This is a genomic window from Nostoc sp. (assembly GCF_036917755.1).
GTDB lineage: Bacteria > Cyanobacteriota > Cyanobacteriia > Cyanobacteriales > Nostocaceae > Nostoc.
Genome location: NZ_JBALFC010000011.1, coordinates 12,076 through 33,115, shown reverse-complemented (window position 1 = coordinate 33,115; position 21,040 = coordinate 12,076). Strand labels below are relative to the sequence as shown.

At 42.8% G+C, this 21,040-nt stretch carries 19 protein-coding genes, 1 tRNA gene and 1 other annotated feature; of the genes, 16 read left to right on the top strand and 4 right to left on the bottom strand.

The features are described from left to right. The first annotated feature begins 322 nt into the window (after positions 1-322). The 4 genes from V7L05_RS03755 (at position 323) to V7L05_RS03740 (ending at position 7,984) form a co-directional block, all read left to right on the top strand. Positions 323-1,783, top strand: coding sequence for a TM0106 family RecB-like putative nuclease (locus V7L05_RS03755; protein ID WP_335161921.1), 1,461 nt, complete (start codon positions 323-325; stop codon positions 1,781-1,783). A gap of 266 nt (positions 1,784-2,049) precedes the next feature. Continuing rightward, positions 2,050-3,543, top strand: coding sequence for an efflux RND transporter periplasmic adaptor subunit (locus V7L05_RS03750; RefSeq protein ID WP_335161919.1), 1,494 nt, complete (start codon positions 2,050-2,052; stop codon positions 3,541-3,543). 38 nt (positions 3,544-3,581) lie between these two features. Further along, positions 3,582-6,842, top strand: coding sequence for an efflux RND transporter permease subunit (locus V7L05_RS03745; RefSeq protein ID WP_335161917.1), 3,261 nt, complete (start codon positions 3,582-3,584; stop codon positions 6,840-6,842). A 482-nt stretch (positions 6,843-7,324) separates the two neighbouring features. Continuing rightward, positions 7,325-7,984: a hypothetical protein gene (locus tag V7L05_RS03740; protein WP_335161915.1), complete on the top strand. Its 660-nt coding sequence runs from the start codon at positions 7,325-7,327 to the stop codon at positions 7,982-7,984. Between the two features lie 90 nt (positions 7,985-8,074). On the opposite strand, the gene V7L05_RS03735 is transcribed toward V7L05_RS03740, so the two are convergent. Both V7L05_RS03735 and V7L05_RS03730 read right to left on the bottom strand, forming a co-directional pair. Beyond that, positions 8,075-9,133 (bottom strand): glycosyltransferase, encoded by a 1,059-nt coding sequence (locus V7L05_RS03735; RefSeq protein WP_335161913.1) that lies wholly within the window; start codon positions 9,131-9,133, stop codon positions 8,075-8,077. A gap of 361 nt (positions 9,134-9,494) precedes the next feature. Beyond that, positions 9,495-10,439, bottom strand: coding sequence for a glycosyltransferase family 2 protein (locus tag V7L05_RS03730; protein WP_335161911.1), 945 nt, complete (start codon positions 10,437-10,439; stop codon positions 9,495-9,497). A gap of 153 nt (positions 10,440-10,592) precedes the next feature. Here V7L05_RS03730 and rplS point away from each other — a divergent pair, with 153 nt between their 5' ends. The 9 genes from rplS (at position 10,593) to V7L05_RS03685 (ending at position 15,772) form a co-directional block, all read left to right on the top strand. Beyond that, positions 10,593-10,955, top strand: a complete 363-nt coding sequence (gene rplS / locus V7L05_RS03725) for a 50S ribosomal protein L19 (protein ID WP_273766612.1) — start codon at positions 10,593-10,595, stop codon at positions 10,953-10,955. A gap of 153 nt (positions 10,956-11,108) precedes the next feature. After that, positions 11,109-11,181 (top strand) — tRNA-Trp (locus V7L05_RS03720). A 390-nt stretch (positions 11,182-11,571) separates the two neighbouring features. After that, positions 11,572-11,793 (top strand): preprotein translocase subunit SecE, encoded by a 222-nt coding sequence (secE, locus tag V7L05_RS03715; RefSeq protein ID WP_334950896.1) that lies wholly within the window; start codon positions 11,572-11,574, stop codon positions 11,791-11,793. Further along, positions 11,793-12,434: a transcription termination/antitermination protein NusG gene (nusG, locus tag V7L05_RS03710; RefSeq protein ID WP_335161909.1), complete on the top strand. Its 642-nt coding sequence runs from the start codon at positions 11,793-11,795 to the stop codon at positions 12,432-12,434. Before secE ends, nusG begins: the two co-directional genes overlap by 1 nt. Positions 12,435-12,440: 6 nt before the next feature. After that, positions 12,441-12,866: a 50S ribosomal protein L11 gene (gene rplK, locus V7L05_RS03705; RefSeq protein WP_273766606.1), complete on the top strand. Its 426-nt coding sequence runs from the start codon at positions 12,441-12,443 to the stop codon at positions 12,864-12,866. 168 nt (positions 12,867-13,034) lie between these two features. After that, the gene (gene rplA, locus V7L05_RS03700; protein WP_335161907.1) at positions 13,035-13,748 is read left to right on the top strand and encodes a 50S ribosomal protein L1; all 714 of its coding nucleotides are present in this window, start codon (positions 13,035-13,037) and stop codon (positions 13,746-13,748) included. A 132-nt stretch (positions 13,749-13,880) separates the two neighbouring features. Beyond that, positions 13,881-14,048 (top strand) — a sequence feature (ribosomal protein L10 leader region). Between the two features lie 64 nt (positions 14,049-14,112). After that, positions 14,113-14,757: a 50S ribosomal protein L10 gene (rplJ, locus tag V7L05_RS03695; RefSeq protein ID WP_335161905.1), complete on the top strand. Its 645-nt coding sequence runs from the start codon at positions 14,113-14,115 to the stop codon at positions 14,755-14,757. A gap of 93 nt (positions 14,758-14,850) precedes the next feature. Next, positions 14,851-15,237, top strand: a complete 387-nt coding sequence (gene rplL / locus V7L05_RS03690) for a 50S ribosomal protein L7/L12 (RefSeq protein WP_334950901.1) — start codon at positions 14,851-14,853, stop codon at positions 15,235-15,237. Positions 15,238-15,595: 358 nt separating this feature from the next. After that, the gene (locus V7L05_RS03685; protein WP_335161903.1) at positions 15,596-15,772 is read left to right on the top strand and encodes a hypothetical protein; all 177 of its coding nucleotides are present in this window, start codon (positions 15,596-15,598) and stop codon (positions 15,770-15,772) included. A 129-nt stretch (positions 15,773-15,901) separates the two neighbouring features. On the opposite strand, the gene V7L05_RS03680 is transcribed toward V7L05_RS03685, so the two are convergent. After that, on the bottom strand, positions 15,902-16,522 hold the full coding sequence (locus V7L05_RS03680; RefSeq protein ID WP_335161901.1) for a hypothetical protein: 621 nt from the start codon (positions 16,520-16,522) through the stop codon (positions 15,902-15,904). Between the two features lie 338 nt (positions 16,523-16,860). Here V7L05_RS03680 and V7L05_RS03675 point away from each other — a divergent pair, with 338 nt between their 5' ends. Beyond that, positions 16,861-17,781 (top strand): lysylphosphatidylglycerol synthase domain-containing protein, encoded by a 921-nt coding sequence (locus V7L05_RS03675; protein ID WP_335161898.1) that lies wholly within the window; start codon positions 16,861-16,863, stop codon positions 17,779-17,781. A 12-nt stretch (positions 17,782-17,793) separates the two neighbouring features. On the opposite strand, the gene V7L05_RS03670 is transcribed toward V7L05_RS03675, so the two are convergent. Then, positions 17,794-19,113, bottom strand: a complete 1,320-nt coding sequence (locus tag V7L05_RS03670) for a hypothetical protein (RefSeq protein ID WP_335161896.1) — start codon at positions 19,111-19,113, stop codon at positions 17,794-17,796. 580 nt (positions 19,114-19,693) lie between these two features. Here V7L05_RS03670 and V7L05_RS03665 point away from each other — a divergent pair. Beyond that, positions 19,694-20,332: a peroxiredoxin gene (locus V7L05_RS03665; RefSeq protein ID WP_335112488.1), complete on the top strand. Its 639-nt coding sequence runs from the start codon at positions 19,694-19,696 to the stop codon at positions 20,330-20,332. Positions 20,333-20,448: 116 nt separating this feature from the next. Beyond that, the gene (locus tag V7L05_RS03660) at positions 20,449-21,033 is read left to right on the top strand and encodes a Uma2 family endonuclease (protein WP_335161894.1); all 585 of its coding nucleotides are present in this window, start codon (positions 20,449-20,451) and stop codon (positions 21,031-21,033) included. Positions 21,034-21,040: the final 7 nt, after the last annotated feature.

Below are 21,040 nucleotides of genomic sequence, written 5' to 3'. Positions count from 1 at the left end.
TTCATTCACGAAGCTCCGAGGTTCATTCACGAAGCTCCGAGGTTCATTCACGAAGCTCCGAGGTTCATTCACGAAGCTCCGAGGTTCATTCACGAAGCTCCGAGGTTCATTCACGAGTCCCATTTATACCAATTCGCTAAATTATAGCTACTGACCGAAGGAGGAAAGGATACAGAGCAAATAAATTTGAATTTTGAATTTTGAATTCCCCAAAGGGGTTGACCTCTGCTCCCCATCTCCCCTATCTCTCTTATCTCCCCTACTCCATGATTAATTGTCTGAGTTATTCCCAGAGTGTCCTAATTCTTGTTAACTTAAAAGGATGCTAATTAATGCTGAATCCCTACTGCAATACCAACGCTGTAAACGCCGGTCTTTTCTAGATATCCACGGTGACAAAAGTCAGCGCAATGCTCCCAATGAGTTGCTACGGAAACTGCAACAGGACAAAATCGCTCATCAGCTGAGTGTTTTGGCAAAGGTGACTTATGATCAACCAGATTATTCTTATGGAAACTGGGAAAATGCAGAGAAGGTAACTTTAGAATTGATGCAGCGTGGGGTTGAGTACATATATAAAGGAGTACTGTCAGCAACTTATTCTGAAGCATACACCTTACTGAGTCGTCCAGATTTACTCGTGAAACGGCCAGGAAAATCCGGCTTTGGAGATTGGATGTATGTTGCGGCTAGTATTGAACTGGGTAAGCGCCCTAAGCAAGAATATCAAGTTGTTGCCGCATTTCACACCCAAGTATTGGCAACAGTACAGGAGTTTGAACCAGAAACAGCTTGGCTGATATTGCGTACCAAAGATAGAAATTATCCTGTGGATTTGCTCAAATGGATGCCACGGATGCAGCAGATTCTAGAGGAGTTTATTCAAGTTTTAGAGTTACCGAATCCGCCAGAGGTGTTTATTGCTCGGCAAAAGTGCAATCTTTGCCATTGGTATAGTGAATGTTATGCGATCGCACAATCTGAAAAACATCTATCACTATTACCAGGTGTAACACCGATTCGCTACACTCAACTGCAAGCCTTAGCCATCACCACACTGGAATCTCTCGCTGACACCAGTCCCAGCACCTTAGAAAACCTGCTTGGTTTTGACAGTGAAGTAGCGCCCAAGCTAGTAGTGCAAGCTCAATCTGCACTAGAAAAACGACCGCTTATTTTACCCTACCCGCTACCAATAAAAGATATTACATTCACAGCCCCCATAGAGCTTTACTTTGATATTGAAGCACAGCCCGATTTAGATTTAGATTATCTCTTAGGGGTTTTGGTCGTTGATAGACTTGCTAATACAGAACAGTTTTATTCGTTTTTAGCAGACAAACCAGAAGACGAAGAATTAGTTTGGCAGCAATTTTTAGATTTGGTTTGGCAATATCCCGAAGCGCCAATTTATCATTTTTGTGTCTACGAGTTTGATACAGTTAAGCGGTTGGCAAAGCTTTACAACACTCCCTACTCTTCAGTGCGTCCTGTACTGAGTCGATTTGTGGATGTGTATGAACAATTAACCCAAAGTGTAGCATTGCCTGTAGAAAGTTATGCCCTGAAAGCGATCGCTCGTTGGTTAGGATTTGAGTGGCGGGAAAAAGAAGCTAGTGGTGCCAAGTGTATTTATTGGTATGATCAGTGGCTAGAAACAGGCGATCGCACCTTACTAGAAATTATTCAAAGCTACAACGAAGATGATTGCCGCGCTACCCTCAGAGTCAAAGATTGGCTTGTCAATTTTTTTCAAGATGAATATGGTTTGCGACTAGCTTAAGTCTTCTACTAGCGGCAGATTGCAATAAATTTAAAAATATTTATACTAAGTTAAGAATTGCATCGTCAGCTAAAAAGCTGTGTCATCGATGTAATGAGTTAAAGTGGTGAGAATTTTTCGTGATAAAAAAGTAATTTTTGATACAAAATTCTGCAAGAAGATAGCTAATTGACTCTCGCCGCTTTTCATTAGTCATAGTGTCTCAAAATTACTTGGTAATGCACGGCTGTTTAACCCCAAAAGCTCCCCAAATAGGAGAAAAATAAATGATTTTGGACAGAAATAAGCCGCAGAAGCAGGCGAAAATCTCACCTTTCGCAGCCGCTAACCAGGTAATTAATACCCAGTTAGATTCAGTTATGAAGACTGATATGGCTGTGGCAGATGTAAAGAGTAGTTTTGATTTTACATCCATATTATTGATTCCCTGTTTGCTGGCGATAGGACTGCTGACAGCCAATTGTGGATCACTGCCGAAGGAATCGGCTGATGCAGAATCTCAGAGTCCTGGTAGTGGGCAACGTGGTAGTAGTGCAACGGCTGTAGATGTGGCGATCGCTCGAACTGACTTGCTGCAAAAACAACCAGAATATACAGGTAATACAACACCCTTTCGGATTATATCAGTGCGATCGCAGGTGGAAGCGCGGTTGTTGGCTTTGAACTTAGATGTCGGCGATCCAGTAAAGGTTGGGCAAAACGTTGGGCAGTTAGATGATGCCATACTTTCGACCCAATTAAAGCAAGCCCAAGCAGAACTAGCAGCCCTGAAATCAGAAGTAGCGAGGGCAACCAATCAGGTAAGCAATGCCCGTGCAGACGTTGAACGGGCGCGGCTAGAAGTGGTGCAAGCTCAGGCAGACTCAGAACGGCAGCAGAATCTATTCAAAGCTGGAGCGATCTCTGAACAAACTGCCCAGCAATCACGCACACAGGCAAAAACAGCTGCCCAGGCATTGCGGGCAGGACAAGAACAAGTCCGTACAGAACAGCAAGCCGTCGCCGCCGCCCAAGGTCGAGTACTTGCTCAACAAGCATTGGTTGCTCAAACCAAAGAGCGCAGCTCTTACGCTCGGCTGACATCTCCCATAACTGGCGTAGTCACAGAAAAGGTAACAGAACCCGGCAATCTTCTGCAACCAGGTAACGAAGTCTTAAAAATTGGCGACTTTAACCGTGTGAAAGTCGTCGTCCAAGTTTCCGAATTAGAACTGTCACAAATTCAGGTTGGGCAGTCTGTACAAGTGCGCTTAGATGCCTTTCCCAACGAAACATTAATTGGCAGAGTGACGCGCATTTCCCCAGCTGCCGATGCCACATCTCGGTTGATACCTGTAGAGGTAGTGATTCCCAACAATCAAGCCAAGATTGGTAGTGGACTGCTGGCGCGAGTCAATTTTGAAACCCAGACAACACAGCGCGTAGTAGTGCCGCAAACAGCTATTCAGAAACAAGCAGGCAGTAATAACTCCAAACGTACAGGGGAGACGGAAACAAATGTCCGGCAGAATTCCCCATCTAACACATCTGGTTTGACACAGGCAAAGTCACAAGACCGAAGTGGAGCAATATTTGTCGTCAAAGACACAGAAGGCAAAACGAAGGTAACAACACGAGCCGTAATGTTAGGAAAAAAGGCTGATGGTAGAGTCGAAATTTTATCTGGTTTGCAAGCGGGAGAGCGCTATGTTGTTCGTAGTGGTAAGGCGTTAAAAGAAGGTGACACTGTAAGTCTTTCAATTCTTTCAGAAAAGCAATAAAAAAAGTATTCAGTAGTCACCACTTATCACTTAGTATCATGCAACAGGCAAATAATAATAATGGCAATAGCGGATTTAGCCTCAGCGCGATCGCTATCCGCCAACACATTGGCACACTCATGCTCACCGTGGCAGTAATTGTCATTGGGGTATTTTTTCTCACAACGATCCAAGTGGATCTCCTACCGTCAATTACCTATCCACGAGTTAGTGTCCGGCTAGAAGCTCCTGGTATTTCACCGGAAGTAGCCGTAGATGAAATCACCAGACCCTTAGAAGAAACTTTAGCGGCAACCGAGAATGTAGTGCAAATTTTTTCCCGTACCCGTGAGGGACAGGTGAACCTGGATTTATACTTCCAACCAGGGGGCGATATTGACCAAGCCCTAAACGATGCGACTGCTGCTTTTAACCGAGGTCGAGGACAACTGCCAGATACGATAGAGGAGCCGCGCTTATTTAAAGTCGATCCCTCCCAATTGCCAGTTTATGAATTGGCGCTGACATCTGCCTCGTTGCCAGGTAAAGATTTACGCGTATTTGCTGATGAAGAGTTAACCCGTGAACTCAGTGTTGTGCCAGGAGTCGCTTCAGTTGATGTATCTGGTGGTGCTGAAGAAGAAGTACGAGTGCTTGTTGACTTAAACCGATTGCAAGCTTTGGGTGTGGGGTTAAATGACGTATTAGATGAATTAACAGCCCGTAACCAAGACACTTCTGGCGGTCGGATTCTGGGGCAAAATTCCGAACCATTGACTCGGACTGTAGGACGCTTCCAAAATGCCAAGGAAATTGAAAACCTCTCCTTAGAAGTCTCATCCCCCTCATCCCCCTCATCCCCCTCATCCCCCTCATCCCTTCCCCGCCGCGTTTATTTGCGAGACTTTGCGGAGGTAATTGACGATACAGAAGACCAGCGAGTATTTGTTTACCTGAATCGTCAGCCTGCTGTGAAATTTTCAATCCAAAAGCAGCCGGAGGCCAACACAATCACAGTTGTAGATGCTGTGAAGCGGCGAATTGAACAATTACGGCAATCGGGTTTAATTCCAGCAGATATGACTTTGAGTCCCACTACAGATGAATCTGTTTTCATCCGTAATTCTTTAAATGATGTCATCTTTTCGGGGATTTCTGGGGCATTGTTAGCAGCAGCAGCAGTGTTGTTGTTTTTGGGATCATTCAGGCAAACATTTATTATCAGTTTGACGATTCCGTTGTGTACTCTGGCCGCGATCGCATTGATGAAAATATTTGGCTTGACGTTGAATGTATTCAGTTTAGCAGGGTTGACATTAGGAGTTGGTCAAGCAATTGACACATCGATTGTGATTTTAGAAAACATTTCCGAAAAAGCGGGGATGACTCCCAATCAGAGAGAGATGCAAGAAGGGGATTCGGGGAGAAATTCCAAATTTTTTATTGATAGTGCGATCGCAGCTTCCCAAGAAGTAGAATCTGCTTTAGTTGCTGCTACAGGTGCCAACTTAGTTTCTGTAGTGCCATTCCTCTTAATTGGCGGCTTTATTGCACTGCTATTTAATGAACTGATTTTGACAATTAGCTTCGCAGTCGCAGCCTCCCTTGTCGTCGCCATCACAATAGTGCCGATGCTGTCTTCTCGACTTTTGGGAATTCGCTGGTCTAGTCGGATTAGTGAATTTTGGCTGCTGAGGCAATTTAATCACCGATTTGAAGATGCTACACGGGGATACGGTAGCTTCTTAACCAAAATTTTACGCTATCGGCTCCTTGTAGTTACTGCTGCTTTGCTAATTTTAGGCGGCAGTAGCTTCTTTATGTTTGGTCAAATTCCCCAAGAAATTTTACCCCGCATTAGTACTGGTCAAGCTAACTTGAGAGCGCAGTTTCCTGCCGGTACACCTTTAGCAACTTCTGAAAAAGTTATGCAAATTGTCGATGACATTTTGCTCAAACAACCAGAAACCCAGTCTGCTTTCACAACTGTGGGTGGTTCTTTGTTTGGCAGCAATACCACAGAAAATCCTTTACGTGCCAGCAGCACTATCAATCTTAAACCAGGCACAGATGTCGAAGCTTTCGTCAAAAAAGTAACTCAGGAATTTAACAAACTCAACTTAGCAGGAATTCTGCTGCGCCTCAATCCTGGTCAGGTGCGGGGTTTAATCTTGAGTAATTCTCCTGTGCAAGGGTCAGACGTTGACGTAATTCTGCAAGGCGAGAATGAAGAAAACTTAACGCAAGCAGGCGCACAAGTGCTGCAAGCATTGCAAGAAAGGGCAAAATTAGCGACATTCCGACCAGATGCCGACCCCCGACAACCGGAAATCCAAATTCGCCCTGACTGGGAACGGGTTTCGGCTTTAGGGTTGAGCGCTCAACAAATTGGTGCAACAGTTCAGACAGCAATTGAAGGTTCAGTTCCGACGCAAATTCAACGCGGGAATCGTTTAGTTGATGTGCGGGTGCAGCTAAATAAAGAAGCGATTCAGCGTCCTTCCCAGCTAGAGCAATTACCGCTATTTACAGAAAATAATCAACTAATCCGCCTTTCAGATGTTGCGAACATTCAAGAAGGTCAAGCGCCTGGTGAGGTGCAACGGATTAATCAGCGCCAAGCTTTTATTGTCGCCGGAAATCTCAGCGAGGGAGCTAGTCTTGGTGAAGCGATCGCCGAAGTCAACAAGGTACTCGAAGATGTAGACTTACCTGATGGGGTTTCAATTGTGCCTAGTTCTGCCCAAGAAACTAATCAGCAACTTCAGGATGCTTTAAAAACTTTGGGGGCGTTGGCAGTGTTCTTAATATTTGTAGTCATGGCGGTGCAATACAATTCGCTGATTGACCCATTGGTAATTATCTTCACCGTACCACTGGCGTTAGCTGGGGGAATTTTTGGACTTTACATTACCAAAACTGCAATTGGCGCAACTGTAATTGTTGGTGTGGTGCTGCTGGTGGGAATTGTGGTGAACGCAGGGATTCTAATGGTGGAACTGGCAAACCAAATTCGGGAAGAAGAAGGTTGTACTCGCCAAATTGCGATCGTGAAAGCTGCTCCTCAACGCTTGCGCCCAATTATCATGACTACAGTCACCACTATTTTGGGACTGTTTCCCTTAGCATTGGGTATTGGCGAAGGTTCGGAGTTTTTGCAGCCTTTAGGGATTGTAGTTTTCTTTGGGATGGCGATCGCAACAATGCTGACATTATTTATCATCCCCTGTTTTTATATTCTGCTGCACGATTTGCTAGGTGGAAATTGGGCGAAGCCAGTGTTAAGCCGATTGCGTGGATTTACGAAAAAATTTATTTGAATCCCTGATCAGCATTAACGCAAAACAGTGTACACAGTTTATCGAATTACCCAAAACAAAAACCTCACCCTGTCCTGACGGACATCCCTCTCCTTACTAAGGAGAGGGACAGGTTTTGCGTAGCATAACCAGGGTGAGGTTTCTTTGGGCTATTCGATAGGCTTTTAAATTCGCTTTATCGTATACCTGTACACTAAGTATCTAAATAAATTTTTTAAACTCACATATTGCCTAATTTGTCAACACATAAGTTCTAATTTAGGTTTTTGATAAAGATTACGTGAAATTACTATTTATATTCATAAAGCATTATCACAATTGCTTTATAAATCAACCTATGAGTAGATGTAAACTCAGTCAGCAGCCACATACTGACCACTATTTATCTAGCAAGTAGATAGCAGTTTAAAAGTGAGTTTTTGCTGTTTGATTTAACCCACGCGGTATAGCATTCTCTCAATCAATATGAAGAGGACAGAAATATGACTACAATAGCAACCAAAATAGCCTTGTCTGTTCTAGGAGCAGCAGGAATTAGTTTTTTGTCTTGGACACCAGCAAGAGCCGTCATCTTGGTAGAACTCATCGTGACAACTAAAAATCAAGACATCCTCGACACGAAAAAACCAAGAACCCTTACAGACTATCAACCAGGGCAAGTAATAGAATATGGTGTTCCAGATGTAGCTAATAATTTTCTAAATGCCACCGGGTACGATATAAATAGCTTGGTTTTTGATTTAAAAACGCTGTCCTATAGTAATCCAAATTCTACTCCACCACTTGATAATGAACCAGTGCAGTGGGGAGATGTAAATGGAGATGGGAAGATTGGTTACTCTACTAACTCTGATCTAAAGGATATTTTTACAGACATTACCATCAATGGTAGTACTATCACTTTTAGTGGTGGCACAATCCCAAACGGAACCCTGTTTTACAATCCATTCGCTACCCTGCCCAATCTAGCCCCAGGTGCTGGAATCATTCCACCAGTGCCACCAGAGCAAGAGGATAAAGATGGTCCAATCAGAGTGGCTGCTTATTACACTGCTGTTCCTGAATCAACTAATGTTTTGGGTATAGTAATCTTTGGCGCTTTAGGTGTAGCTTTAAAATTAAAGCGATCGCTACACTCTTAACACTCTTACTGAGGACTGGGGACTGGGGACTGGGGACTAGCAAAACATAACTGACAATCACCAATGCCCAATGCCCAATGCCCAATGCCCTCATTCTGTAATTAATTCACGATACACTACTAGTGTTTCCTGATGGACGCGGGCAACAGTTAACCACTCTAGGTTTTGATTTGCCCGATGTTTCCACTCGTCTAGCATATCGGCATTACTCAGTAATTGTACTAAAACCCCAGCCAAAGCATTACTATCTTTTACTGGCACCAAAAGACCTGCTTGCCCATTGTCCAAAGCTTCAGGAATCCCATCTACCTGAGTGCCAATAATCGCAGTTCCAGCTTCCCTCGCTTCCGAAAGTACCAGAGGGCAAGGGTCACGATGGGAAGCCAGCACAAATATGTCACAAGATATGAGATAGCGTTGAGGCTGCGGTTGAAAGCCTTCAAAATGAATGCGTTCTTTTACAGAAGTTGCTTGTGCCTGTGCCTCAAATAGCTGTTTATCAGGGCCATTTCCTACCAAATAAAGATGCGCTTGGGGAAAATCTGAGGCAATTTGTTCAAAGGCCGCAATTAACTCAGTAATTCCCTTACGTTGATACATTCCTGCTACGGTAGCGATCGCTGGACGCTGTAATGGTAAAGGTTGATAATCCTGTATTTGTCGGGTGCGGGGACTGCCCAAAGTTCCGTTGCATACTACCCGCAACTTATTTTCTGGGATACCCCGCCTTGCCATAGAATCTCGCACAGCCTTACTGACGGCAATTACCCTGTCAGCTAAACCCATCAGCAGGCTAGCACGTTGAAATTCGTTGTGTACTGTAGAAACTAAAGCAGACTTGTGCCCTTTAAAAATGCGTGCTAGGATGATTCCCGTCATCATGTGTGCATGAACAATATCTGGCTGAAATTCTGCTGTGATCGCTCGATAACCCATAGCTGCTTTGATCATACTTATCGGTTTCCTACTTTGGTCTAATTGGTAGTGTTTGACACCAAAAACATCTAGTAAAGTCTCGTATTCACCACCAGCAGAAATAACCGCTACCTGATGACCAGATTTCGCCTGGAAACAAGCCAAATCTACAGCCACATTCACAATCCCGTTACCTATTTCTTGAACGTGGTTCAAAATATGTATGATTCGCATAATCTTTGAGATATGTATAAAAAATTAAGATAAGTAACTGAGTGTAAATCAACATAATTATTGAGGTCTTTAGCGACAACTCAAAAGTAGTCAGTAGTGCGTAAAATGGACACTAACTACTGACTGGTAGCACTTATAATCAGCCACTTAGCTTAAAGACTTATTCAGTAACGGCTTCAGAAATCGGGATAAAAGGAGTTAAGAGTCAGGAAAACTCCACAGGGTTTTCATACTCGTAGGTTCTTAGTACAGAACACCACAAAAAGGGTATGGAATTTAATCATTCGTAGGTTGGGTAGAACGAAGTGGAACCCAACATCAAGTCTCAATATTTCCGAACCCCTTTTACAGTCACGTGTACTTAGGACTCAATCAATACAAGTTTGCGAACCTGAGAATTGTTTCCCTGAGAGCGGCGTGAGAAAACAGCAGTTAGCAAAAACTTCCAAGACTGAGGAGAAAGTATAGATGGCTCTATCATTGTAAGAAAACTCTTGATATTTCCTTGCTTCAGTGCTACTAAAATCCAATGGAGTTTCAGGTAATTTTTTATATCCTGAAAGACGGGAATATTTGAGCGATGTTGGTCATTTACCAAGGCGTAAATTTTCTCCTTCATCAAAATATTTGTAGCCAACCGCCGAGACAAAGAAAACTTTTGATTATACCCACCAGGCCAGATAGTCCGGTAAGCAAGACACTGGTTGAAGAAAATAGCATCGCCAAACTGGGCAATCCGAATCCAGGAATCGATGTCATCACAGTTACCATCGAGTCTGGAGTCCCAGCCACCAGTTTGTAGGAAAACATCACGCCGGCAAGCTACTTGTACGGGCGTGCCAAAGGGTACAAGCTCTAAGAGCATACCGTAGTGAATATCGGCTTGGGGGATATAAAAAGCTAATCCGGGGCCAACTTGGGGGGTACGACTGAGTTCAACTCCATTACCATCCACTTGATCTGCGACACAAGAACAGATTACAGCATCAGGACGAAGTGCGATCGCCTTAGCCATTTCTTCTATGCAGTTGGGCGCTAAATAGTCGTCATCATCTAAAAACTTAATCCAGTCGCCGCTAGCTTTGGCAACACCAGCATTTACCGTTGCTGCATGACCAAGGTTCACTTCGTTACGATAGTAAACAACGTTGTCCCCTAAGCTTTTGAGATATGTTTGGGTGTCATCAGATGAACAGTCGTCGGCAATAACCACCTCACACTCGATTGTTTGGTTACGAGCCGAGTCAATTGCTCTTTGCAGCAATTTAAAGCGATTATAGGTAGTGATGACGACGCTAAATTTCATGAATTTCACTGCTGTGGTACAGCATTCTGCAATATATCTTTGATATCTAGACTGTTGTATCAGTAAAATTATCAATCCCAACAAGTAGACTGAAATAGGATTATCGATTTATGATTGATGATTGTGAGTTTTTTTTAAGCAGACAGAAAGACTATGAACGCTCAAGAGATTATCCGCTCCATTGAAGCGGAACAGATAAAATCGAATCTGCCCGACATTTATGTGGGCGACACAGTAAAAGTGGGAGTGAAAATCAAAGAAGGCGAAAAATACCGCGTACAACCCTACGAGGGAGTAGTGATTGCCATGCGGAATGGTGGCATCAACGAAACTATTACAGTTCGTAAGGTTTTTCAAGGCGTGGGCGTTGAGCGGGTATTTCTGTTGCATTCTCCCCGGATTGACAGCATCAAAGTACTACGTCGCGGGAAAGTCCGCCGTGCTAAACTGTATTATCTGCGCGATCGCGTAGGTAAGGCAACCCGAATTAAGCAACGGTTTGACCGCCCTTTGTGATTCGTCCTTCAATCATTATGGGAAAAATCTCAAGCCTCAAGCGGCATCTGCCGCTGACTTGTTTTCCCGACAAAATTGAGGTATGATAGAAATCGCATATTGCGTTAAACTGAAATTTAGTTCAGCGCAATGCCTGAATCAAAAACAGCTTGTGCGCTCTTAGTTCAGTTGGTAGAACGCAGGTCTCCAAAACCTGATGTCGGGGGTTCAAGTCCTCCAGGGCGCGCTCAAAAGCAAAAAACAAAGCCCGAAATAATTACGCAGCTGCTAAAATAGCAGTTAGCGCTAATAATTTCGGGTAAACTTATTGTGTTTGCAGTTGTTTTGCTTTCAGCAAGTGAAATAGAGTCGAAAGTGTAAACCTGGATGACCGAATTTTAGATTTTAGATTTTGGATTTTGGTGAAGCAGTGATGTATTGGGCATTTCCCCCATGAGCAACTGCTGTTAGCGACGTAAGAGCGTCACCCGTACCCGTTGGGAAAAGGGATTGAGAAGAAATTTAAAATCGACAAACTAAAATCTAAAATTAAGCGCCTTTGCCTTAAGGTATAGGGTAAATCCAAAATCTAAAATCCAAAATCCAAAATTGAGTACAAACCGGGGGATAAAGGGTCGTGGCCAAAAAAAGTGAAGCAGAATTGCCAGAAAACACCAATGGTTTTAGCTTGGGCAACTTCATACAGGGAACCAAAGAAGAACTTGAAAAAGTAGTTTGGCCCAGTCGGAAACAGATAGTCAGCGAATCCGCGGCTGTGTTGCTAATGGTGGCACTCTCCGCATCTTTGATATACTTGGTTGATGGATTGTTTGGTTGGGCAGCAAAACAGGTGTTCTGATGACTTTTGCAACAAACGAACCTCGCAACTCAATGTTGCAGTCGGAGGAAACAGCAGAAACAGCAGAAGCAGCGTCAAAAGAAGCACGCTGGTATGCGGTGCAAGTAGCCTCAGGCTGTGAAAAGCGTGTAAAGACTAATTTAGAGCAACGCATTCAAACTTTTGATGTCGCTGATAAAATTGTCCAAGTAGAAATTCCGCAGACGCCAGCGGTGAAAATCCGCAAAGATGGCAGTCGCCAGCATACAGAAGAAAAAGTTTTCCCTGGCTATGTACTGGTGCGGATGATGATGGATGATGATACTTGGCAGGTTGTACGAAATACCTCCCATGTAATTAATTTTGTGGGTGCAGAACAAAAACGTGGTAGCAGTAAGGGTCGAGGTCATGTCAACCCCATACCACTGAGTTCTTCAGAAGTCGAACGTATATTCAAACAAACCAGCGAACAGGAGCCGGTTCTCAAAATTGACATGGCTAGTGGTGATAAGATAATGGTGCTTTCTGGTCCATTTAAAGACTTTGAAGGCGAGGTGATTGAAGTTTCTCCAGAGCGGAATAAGCTTAAAGCCTTGCTCTCAATTTTCGGCAGGGATACACCAGTAGAATTGGAATTTAATCAGGTAGAGAAACAGAGCTAAATACAAATGGCGAAGAAAATAGTAGCGGTCATTAAGCTGGCCCTGAATGCTGGAAAAGCCAACCCCGCACCGCCAGTGGGACCCGCCTTGGGTCAACATGGCGTCAACATCATGATGTTCTGCAAAGAGTACAACGCCAAGACAGCAGACCAAGCTGGAATGGTGATACCTGTAGAAATTTCAGTTTTTGAAGACCGGAGTTTTACATTTGTACTCAAGACGCCACCAGCATCAGTGCTGATTCGGAAGGCGGCGAAAGTTGAAAAAGGCTCGAATGAACCCAACAAAAAGAAAGTTGGATCAATTACCAAAGCACAATTGCAAGAAATAGCCCAAACGAAACTCCCCGATCTCAACGCCAACGACATAGACGCGGCAATGAAGATTGTGGCAGGAACGGCTAAGAATATGGGTGTAACAGTCACGGATTAGTCATTGGTCATTGGTCATTAGTAAAAAACTAGCAAATGACAAAAGACAAATGACAAAGCGCAAAGTCTGAGCGCCGGCTTCCGGCGATTAGAACTTTGTAAGAGAGGACAAATAAGTAAAAATTATCGGGGGAGAGGCGAAGCTTCGGAATTACCCCAGGAGAAAAAAATGCCAAAAATATCGCGTCGTTTGCAGACGCTGCAAGCAAAAGTAGAAGAAAAGGACTATCATCCCCTTGAGGCTTTAGCCCTTCTCAAAGACACAGCAACAGCTAAATTTACCGAAGCGGCTGAAGCGCATATCCGGCTGGGAATTGACCCCAAGTATGCAGACCAACAGTTGCGGACAACGGTAGCATTGCCCAAAGGTACAGGACAAATCGTTCGGGTGGCGGTGATAGCCAGAGGCGAAAAGGTAAACGAAGCAAGCAACGCTGGTGCTGATATAGTCGGATCAGAAGAACTGATTGACGAAATCCAGAAAGGTAGAATGGATTTTGACAAGCTGATTGCTACACCCGATGTGATGCCACAGGTGGCAAGACTGGGTAAGTTGCTTGGGCCGCGTGGTTTAATGCCATCGCCCAAGGGTGGAACCGTGACATTTGATTTAGCAGGTGCGATCGCCGAATTCAAAGCTGGTAAATTAGAATTCCGAGCTGATCGAACGGGCATTGTTCATGTTATGTTTGGTAAGGCAACTTTCTCGCCTGAAGATTTGTTAGTCAACCTGAAGGCATTACAGGAGACGATTGATCGTAACCGTCCTTCAGGAGCTAAAGGTCGTTATTGGCGCACATTTTATGTGGCAGCCACTATGGGGCCATCGATTAAAGTTGATATCAGCGCCCTACGAGATTTGAAACTGAGCCAAGCAGGTTAATTTTTAGTCATTAGTCATTAGTCATTTGTAAAGGCAAAGGACAAAGCGCAGAGTCTGAGCGCCGGTTTCCGGCGTTGGCGCAGCCCGCGGTAGGCATCAGAACTTTGTAAGAGAGGACAAATGACTAATGACAAAATTGAATAGGCAAAGCCGGAGACAGCAGGTGCTAATAGCTTAATATCCTGCCGAGGTTAAAACTCTAATTGTCAGAATTGCCACCTATAAAGGTGTGATAACTATGGCATCAGGAGTCTTACTACTCAACCCCGGCTATATTAGCTGGGGTTTGTTTGTTTGGGTTCAGGTTTAGAAAAAACGCACAAGTAGGGCACTTCCCCGATTGTTTTAAGGAGGTGAGATTGGAATGGGTAGAACACTAGAAAATAAAAAAGAGATAGTAGCTGACCTCAAAGTTACTTTGAGTGAGTCAACTCTGGCACTGGTAATTGACTATCAGGGGCTAACAGTTTCGGAAATCACAGACTTACGGCGGCGGCTGCGTCCCAGTGGCACTGTTTGTAAGGTGACGAAGAACACCCTAATGGGTATTGCCATTAAAGACGATGAAAAATGGCAGCCACTGTCGGAATTGCTCAACGGTGCTTCCGCCTTTTTGCTGGTAAAAGAAGATTTTTCATCGGCAATTAAGGCATACCAAGAATTCCAAAAAGTCACCAAGAAGACAGAACTTCGCGGTGGTGTCCTGGAAGGTCGCCTACTCAAAGAACCTGATGTCAAGGTACTGGGAGACTTGCCATCTAAGGAACAACTCATAGCACAAATTGCTAGAGCTATTAACGCCTTGGCTACCAAGATTGCTGTGGGTATCAACGAAGTTCCTGGTTCACTGGCTCGTGCTTTGCAGGCTGTGGCCGACCAAGAGCAAGCTGGTGGTAGCACCGAAAGCGCTGCTGTACAAGATAGCAGTACTGAAACGGTTGCTGTACAAGATAGCAGCACTGAAACCACTGCTGTACAAGATAGCAGTACTGAAACTGCTGCTGAATAGACTTCGTGGTTCATCAGTCAAAAGTCAAGAGTCTATAGTTAAAGACCAATGACCAATGACAAATAAATAATCAAAATTACAGGAGTTATATCAATGTCTACTGCAACCGATCAAATTTTAGAACAACTAAAAACCCTTTCTTTGCTGGAAGCTTCTGAGTTAGTCAAGCAAATTGAAGAAGCTTTTGGCGTGAGTGCTGCTGCACCCGTTGGCGTAGCGTTTGCAGGTCCTGGTGCTGCTGCTCCTGCTGAGGAAGTTGTTGAGCAAACCGAGTTTGAAGTGATTCTCGAATCAGTCCCAGCTGATAAGAAGATTGCCGTGCTGAAGATTGTCCGGGAATTGACCGGTTTGGGTCTGAAAGAAGCAAAAGACTTGGTGGAAGCTGCACCCAAGGCAGTTAAAGAAGGTATTGCTAAGGATGCTGCTGAAGATGCTAAGAAGCGCATCGAAGAAGCTGGCGGTAAGGTGACTGTTAAGTAGTCGCAATTTTATTACTAGTTTTTTATTAAGGAGTCTGAGTCAGGCTCCTTTTTTTATTAGGGTTTTTGTAAATGATTATCGGTTAAGTGTCAATACGCTTGGTGTTAAGGCTAAAACTCTTTGTGAAAGTCAATTTTTTTAACGAACCACAGAGGCGCAGAGAACACAGAGAGAAGGAAGAAATGCTTAACTGAACTGTATTGGGTTAAGTGTGTATCGCAGATTTCCCCAAAAGCAGATGCATCAATACGATAGGCTATTGAGTGAGGCACCATGATCATAAAATCATCGCAGGCGATCGAATTATCTCAGATTACAGCAAGAGCGATCGCGACGACAGGCTATTGAGTGACGCATCATGATCATAAAATCATCGCAGGCGATCGTATTATCTCAAGTTCGGGCGATCGCTCAAACCCACTTCTTCGGTAAGCGGAGCGAAGCAATCCCAGTCTTGATAAGATTGCTTCGCTCCGTACCCTTCTCTACGAGAGGCTGCACTAACGGAAATGCCAAAGGCGAACGCAATGACTAATCAGCACTGCGTAAGTACTGCCTACCTAAAACTCAAGCAAAGCCTGCATAGGCAGGCTTTGCTTGGGTAGCCCCAGACTAAATATCTGTGGGCGCTTTCATATTTTTGCAGGAGATTTAATCACTAATTTCAATCAACGTCTTTGACTGTCCTCTTGACTGCCTTACCTGCATCCTCAGCTGTGCGCTGAACATTTTTACCAGCATCCTCAGCCCCACGCTGAACATTTTTTGTCACGTCTTTGGCTGCATTTTGGGTATCTTCAGCAGCATTCTGGGTATTACCCTTGATATTTTCAATTCCTCGTTCAGCCCCCTTAACAAGACCTTTGCGAATTTCATCAGCTGAATTACCAATATCTTCACCCAGGTTCTTCACTCTTTCACCAAGGGGTGTCCCTTGCTGAAAATTCCGACCATATTGCTCTCGGCTGTCAATTCCCTTCTGCTCAATATTTTTTTGAGCATTCTTTACTAGCGCCTCAGCTTTGTCATTGGCTGCCTTTTCATCTTTTGCTCTGGAATCTACATCACTAAAGTTATTTATCCCACCAGCAGGAGAATTCAGAGGATAATCTTTTGTGGAATCGTATCGTTCTATATTAGGTGCTTGAGCGCCAGGTTGTGGGGGCTGTGTTGCTATTCCGGGAGCGCCACAAGCCTGGGTCATAAATAGAAAGATTCCTGCTAAAAAAACAGTTAAAGCTTTCAGGGGACGAATGTTTTTCAGCCAATTCATTGCTTTTTTCATAGTTCTACTCCTTGGATTTTTGTGACTAAGTTAAACTTCAACCAAGATGGCATTTGGAATTAATTTTGTATCCCAGACAATTCAGACAAAATAATAACCTCCACTTATGATATGAATCATGAAATAAGTTTTACATCTAGCGCAAGTCACATTTTAATTAGTACCAAAAGAATATTTTTATCTAACTCTAGAGAGATATAAAATAAAATAATATACTTTTCGTAAAAAGAACTACATAAGCCTGTTTAATACTTCAAAAACTTTGGATATATAGCTAATGTACCATAAGATTTGAGGTATTCAGCCCTTGTTGCTCTCACCGTTAAATTACTAAATTCATGAAGCAATTTTTACGCTGGATAATTTTGGGCGGAACGCTGTTTTTTTTAGGGAAAGCTCTGAAGGATAATTGGATTGAGGTGACTGCTATCCGCATTGATGGGGTAGGATGGGCAATTATGGCGATCGCTACAGGCGTCACTTTACTAGCACATACTTGGGCAGGCTGGATCTGGACTTGGATTCTACAAGAGTTAAATCAACCTGTATCATCTACCCAGTTCATCCAAGTTTACCTCAAAACGAACATAGCTAAGTATTTACCAGGTAATATCTGGCATCACTACGGGCGAATTGTCGCAGCCAAAAATGCCAATGTTTCTGCTGGTGCAGCTACCTTAAGCGTTTTACTGGAACCGTTACTCATGCTAGCGGCAGCTTTAATCATCATTGTCCTATGCAGTAGCCAATTTGCGGCAGCTAATACTACCCTTGTTCTGCAAATATTACAATTGCTGAGTTTAGCTGTAGTCCTTTGTGCGATTCATCCCTGGTTTTTAAACCCAGTTATCCGTTTTTTGTACAGATTGAAAGCAAAAAAGTCTGCTACTAGCACTGAGTCAACTGTTCCCTTCAGTCTTAAAAGCTATCCCCTACGACCTTTGTTAGGAGAATTGGGCTTTATGGGACTACGCGCCACCGGGTTTATCTTAACTATGTCCGCGCTGGGTTCGTTGAATGTGAATCAAATTCCTTTGTTGTTAGGGGCTTTTAGTTGCGCTTGGTTGTTGGGGTTTATCATTCCGGGTGCGCCTGGTGGATTAGGTGTGTTTGAAGCGACTGCGTATGAACTTTTACGACATCACTTTCCATCTGCCCTAGTATTTAGTGCGATCGCTCTATATCGACTCATTAGTATTCTAGCTGAAACTGCGGGTGCTGCTCTCGTTTGCTTAGACGAACACCTTGCTAAATCCTAAATCAGGCGACACTCATTTTTGTCTATCTACCTTCATCTGTGAAAACACACGATAACCATCTAGATTTAACTGCGGATTACTGCTTTGGTTTTCTTCCACCTTAATCAAGTTATATTCTACGTTTTCCGCGTAAATTGCAAACGTGATATTAAAAATCTCCATAAAATTGATTAGCCACTTACACTCATCTTGAGGATATTTTTCGTAATAACGAATCAGATGGGCAATTCTAATTTCTAAATGTCTGCGGGAATTTCTACAAATCAAAATAGTCTTTAGCAGTATAATCACCAATGTTAGAGAGTGACCTGGGGCAAGCAATAATATAAATAATGACGAAGGTTCTTTCCCATTTTCTGTTGTCAAAGAATCAATCACTCGATTACAGGTTCTCAAGAACAATTCTTTAGTGATAATTTCTTGACTACAATCTTTCTTCCATAATGATAAATTATCTGCAAACTTTCGCCGTAAACTCTCGACTAATTTTTGATTATCTACAGAAAAAAATAGATATTTTTCTATACTAAGTTTAAATTGCTCAAGAGTTTGCTCTTGAGTTTGCTTGACAAATATATTGGCAATATTCTCATGGCTAAACACACCCTTTTTTAAAACAATTGTTTTTATTAGATGCAGAACATTATCCCCCAAAATACTGGGATTTGTGTAGCGTGTTGTGCTTGAGAGGGTAGATTGAGAACGAGCAATATACATTGCTAATTCAAACTTAAATTTGTCTTTCATCTGTCTAGAAAGTTTTCTGGCAGCCTCTTGTTGATCTCTAGAATTATTCTCGTTAACAGATTGATCAATTAATAAATAAGAAGTGTAGCGATTAGCCCAATGACCTTTAGATAATTCCTCATATTTAGCAGCAAATAATTTTATTTCTTGGTAGTCTTTGCTGTTTATGAAATTCTCCAGCCAGCTTTTACAGTTATTTATCGCTGGAAAATTATTGTTCTTTACCTTCAGGTTTGCATTAGCAAATAAATTAACTAATTCTTGGATATATTTCTCTTTTCTGTTGGTTGTCCAATTGTTAATTATTATATAACTACAACGCTTAAGTGTATTACAGAACTCCTGTTCGTTATCATTTAAAAAAATGCTATATATCACAGGTATGAAATGGGAATCCTGTGAATCAAGACCGTCTATAAATAAAGCTTTGAACTCCCGTAAAACATCATCTGGCGACAGTTTTTTGACAATTTCCACAAAGAAGCTATAAACCTCTTCTTGTGCAATTTGCACATTTAGCTGTCTAGATTGAGACGTAACCAAATGCGGATATTCCTGACTAATTGATAAACTATTAGCGGTCATTCCAGTTTTGAGGATAAAAAGACTTCCTGTTCATATTATTACCAGTTTAACCTTGGTGAACAGTGGGATTAATCTATTCTTCAGAGATTCAGTAATCTTTTTACACAAATTTGATAAACTCGGACTATAAATAAAGTCTTAAACATAAATTGTTTAAGACTTCATCAAATACTCAGTAAAATTATTTACTTTTAAGAGACCATTTAGAAAATAAATCTTAAGTAGGGTACGTTAGGCGTTAATATTATGTTTCTTGTGACAAATCATCTCGAAATATGGTTAAGAAATTGCTCTTTAATCTCTTTACTCTGTGTCCTCTGCGCCTAATAAGGTTAAATAAATTACTTTTAAACCGCAGAGAGCGCTGAGAGAAAAAAGGGATTTTACGAGTTACCTTGAAAAGGCTATTACTATAACTTACGTATTGACAAAGTAGATAAAATATGATTTCAGAGGAAAAAGAAGATAAGACTTTCCAAAATTTTGTTTCAAACCGCTAAAGTCCGATTGGGGAATAGGGGTTTTATGTCATGATGGCATAGTAGAACACATATGCTTTTCTAACTACAGGGAATCTCACATGGCTCTCCGTCTAGGTGACACAGTACCCAACTTTACGCAAGCCTCAACACACGGCGACATCGATTTTTACCAATGGGCAGGTGACAGCTGGGTTGTGCTGTTCTCTCACCCTGCTGATTTTACACCTGTTTGCACAACAGAACTCGGCACAGTTGCCAAGCTCAAACCAGAATTTGACAAGCGCAATGTCAAAGCGATCGCACTTAGCGTTGATAACGTTGAATCCCACAACGGCTGGGTAGGAGACATCGAAGAAACTCAAAGCACCACCCTTAACTACCCAATCTTGGCGGATGCCGATCGCAAGGTTTCTGACCTTTACGACATGATCCACCCAAATGCTAATGCGGCGGTGACAGTGCGATCGGTTTTCGTGATTGACCCCAACAAGAAACTCCGTCTCACTTTCACATATCCCCCCAGCACGGGACGCAATTTTGATGAACTTTTGCGGGTGATTGATTCTCTGCAATTGACTGATAACTACAGCGTGGCGACACCAGCTGACTGGAAAGATGGCGAGGATGTTGTAATTGTCCCCTCACTCAAAGATCCAGAAGTACTCAAAGAGAAATTCCCCAAAGGCTACAAGGAAGTTAAACCCTATCTGCGGCTAACTCCTCAGCCTAACAAGTAAATCTGAAAATGATTTCGGATAAAAAAGCAAAGGCGCAAAGTTATATCTTGGCGTCTTTGTTTTTTGCGTGAGAATATAGTTAGTGGGCTAGGCATCCGAACCTGGAGGAAATCCCGATGTTTTCATCTGCTTTGGTTTTGCAAATTCCGTCATCAATGCAAATGACAGACGAACAATTTTTTGATTTCTGTCAGGTGAATCGTGATTTACGCATTGAGCGAAATAAATTTGGAGAATTGGTAATTATGCCTCCTACTGGTTCAGAGACAGGAAATCGAGAAGGTAACATATTTGGGCAATTGTGGGTTTGGTCGGAACAAGATGGTACAGGTATAACTTTTAGCTCTAGTACCGGATTTAAGTTATCAACAGGTGCAGAGCGATCGCCAGATGCTTCCTGGATTAAACTAGAACGGTGGAATGCTCTTTCTCCAGAACAACAAGAAAGATTTGCTCCCATTTGTCCAGATTTTGTAGTGGAACTCAAATCTCGCAGCGACAACCTCCAGACTTTGAAGGAAAAAATGGAGGAATATATGAATGAGCCAGGAATACAGTTAGGCTGGTTGATTGACCGTAAGCAGCGTAAAGTCTATATTTATCGTCCTGGATTGTCAGAGGAATGTTTAGATAATCCTGCTACCGTTAGCGGCGAGTCGGTATTACCTGGGTTTATTCTGAATATGAGTAAAGTTTGGTAGAAAAAGT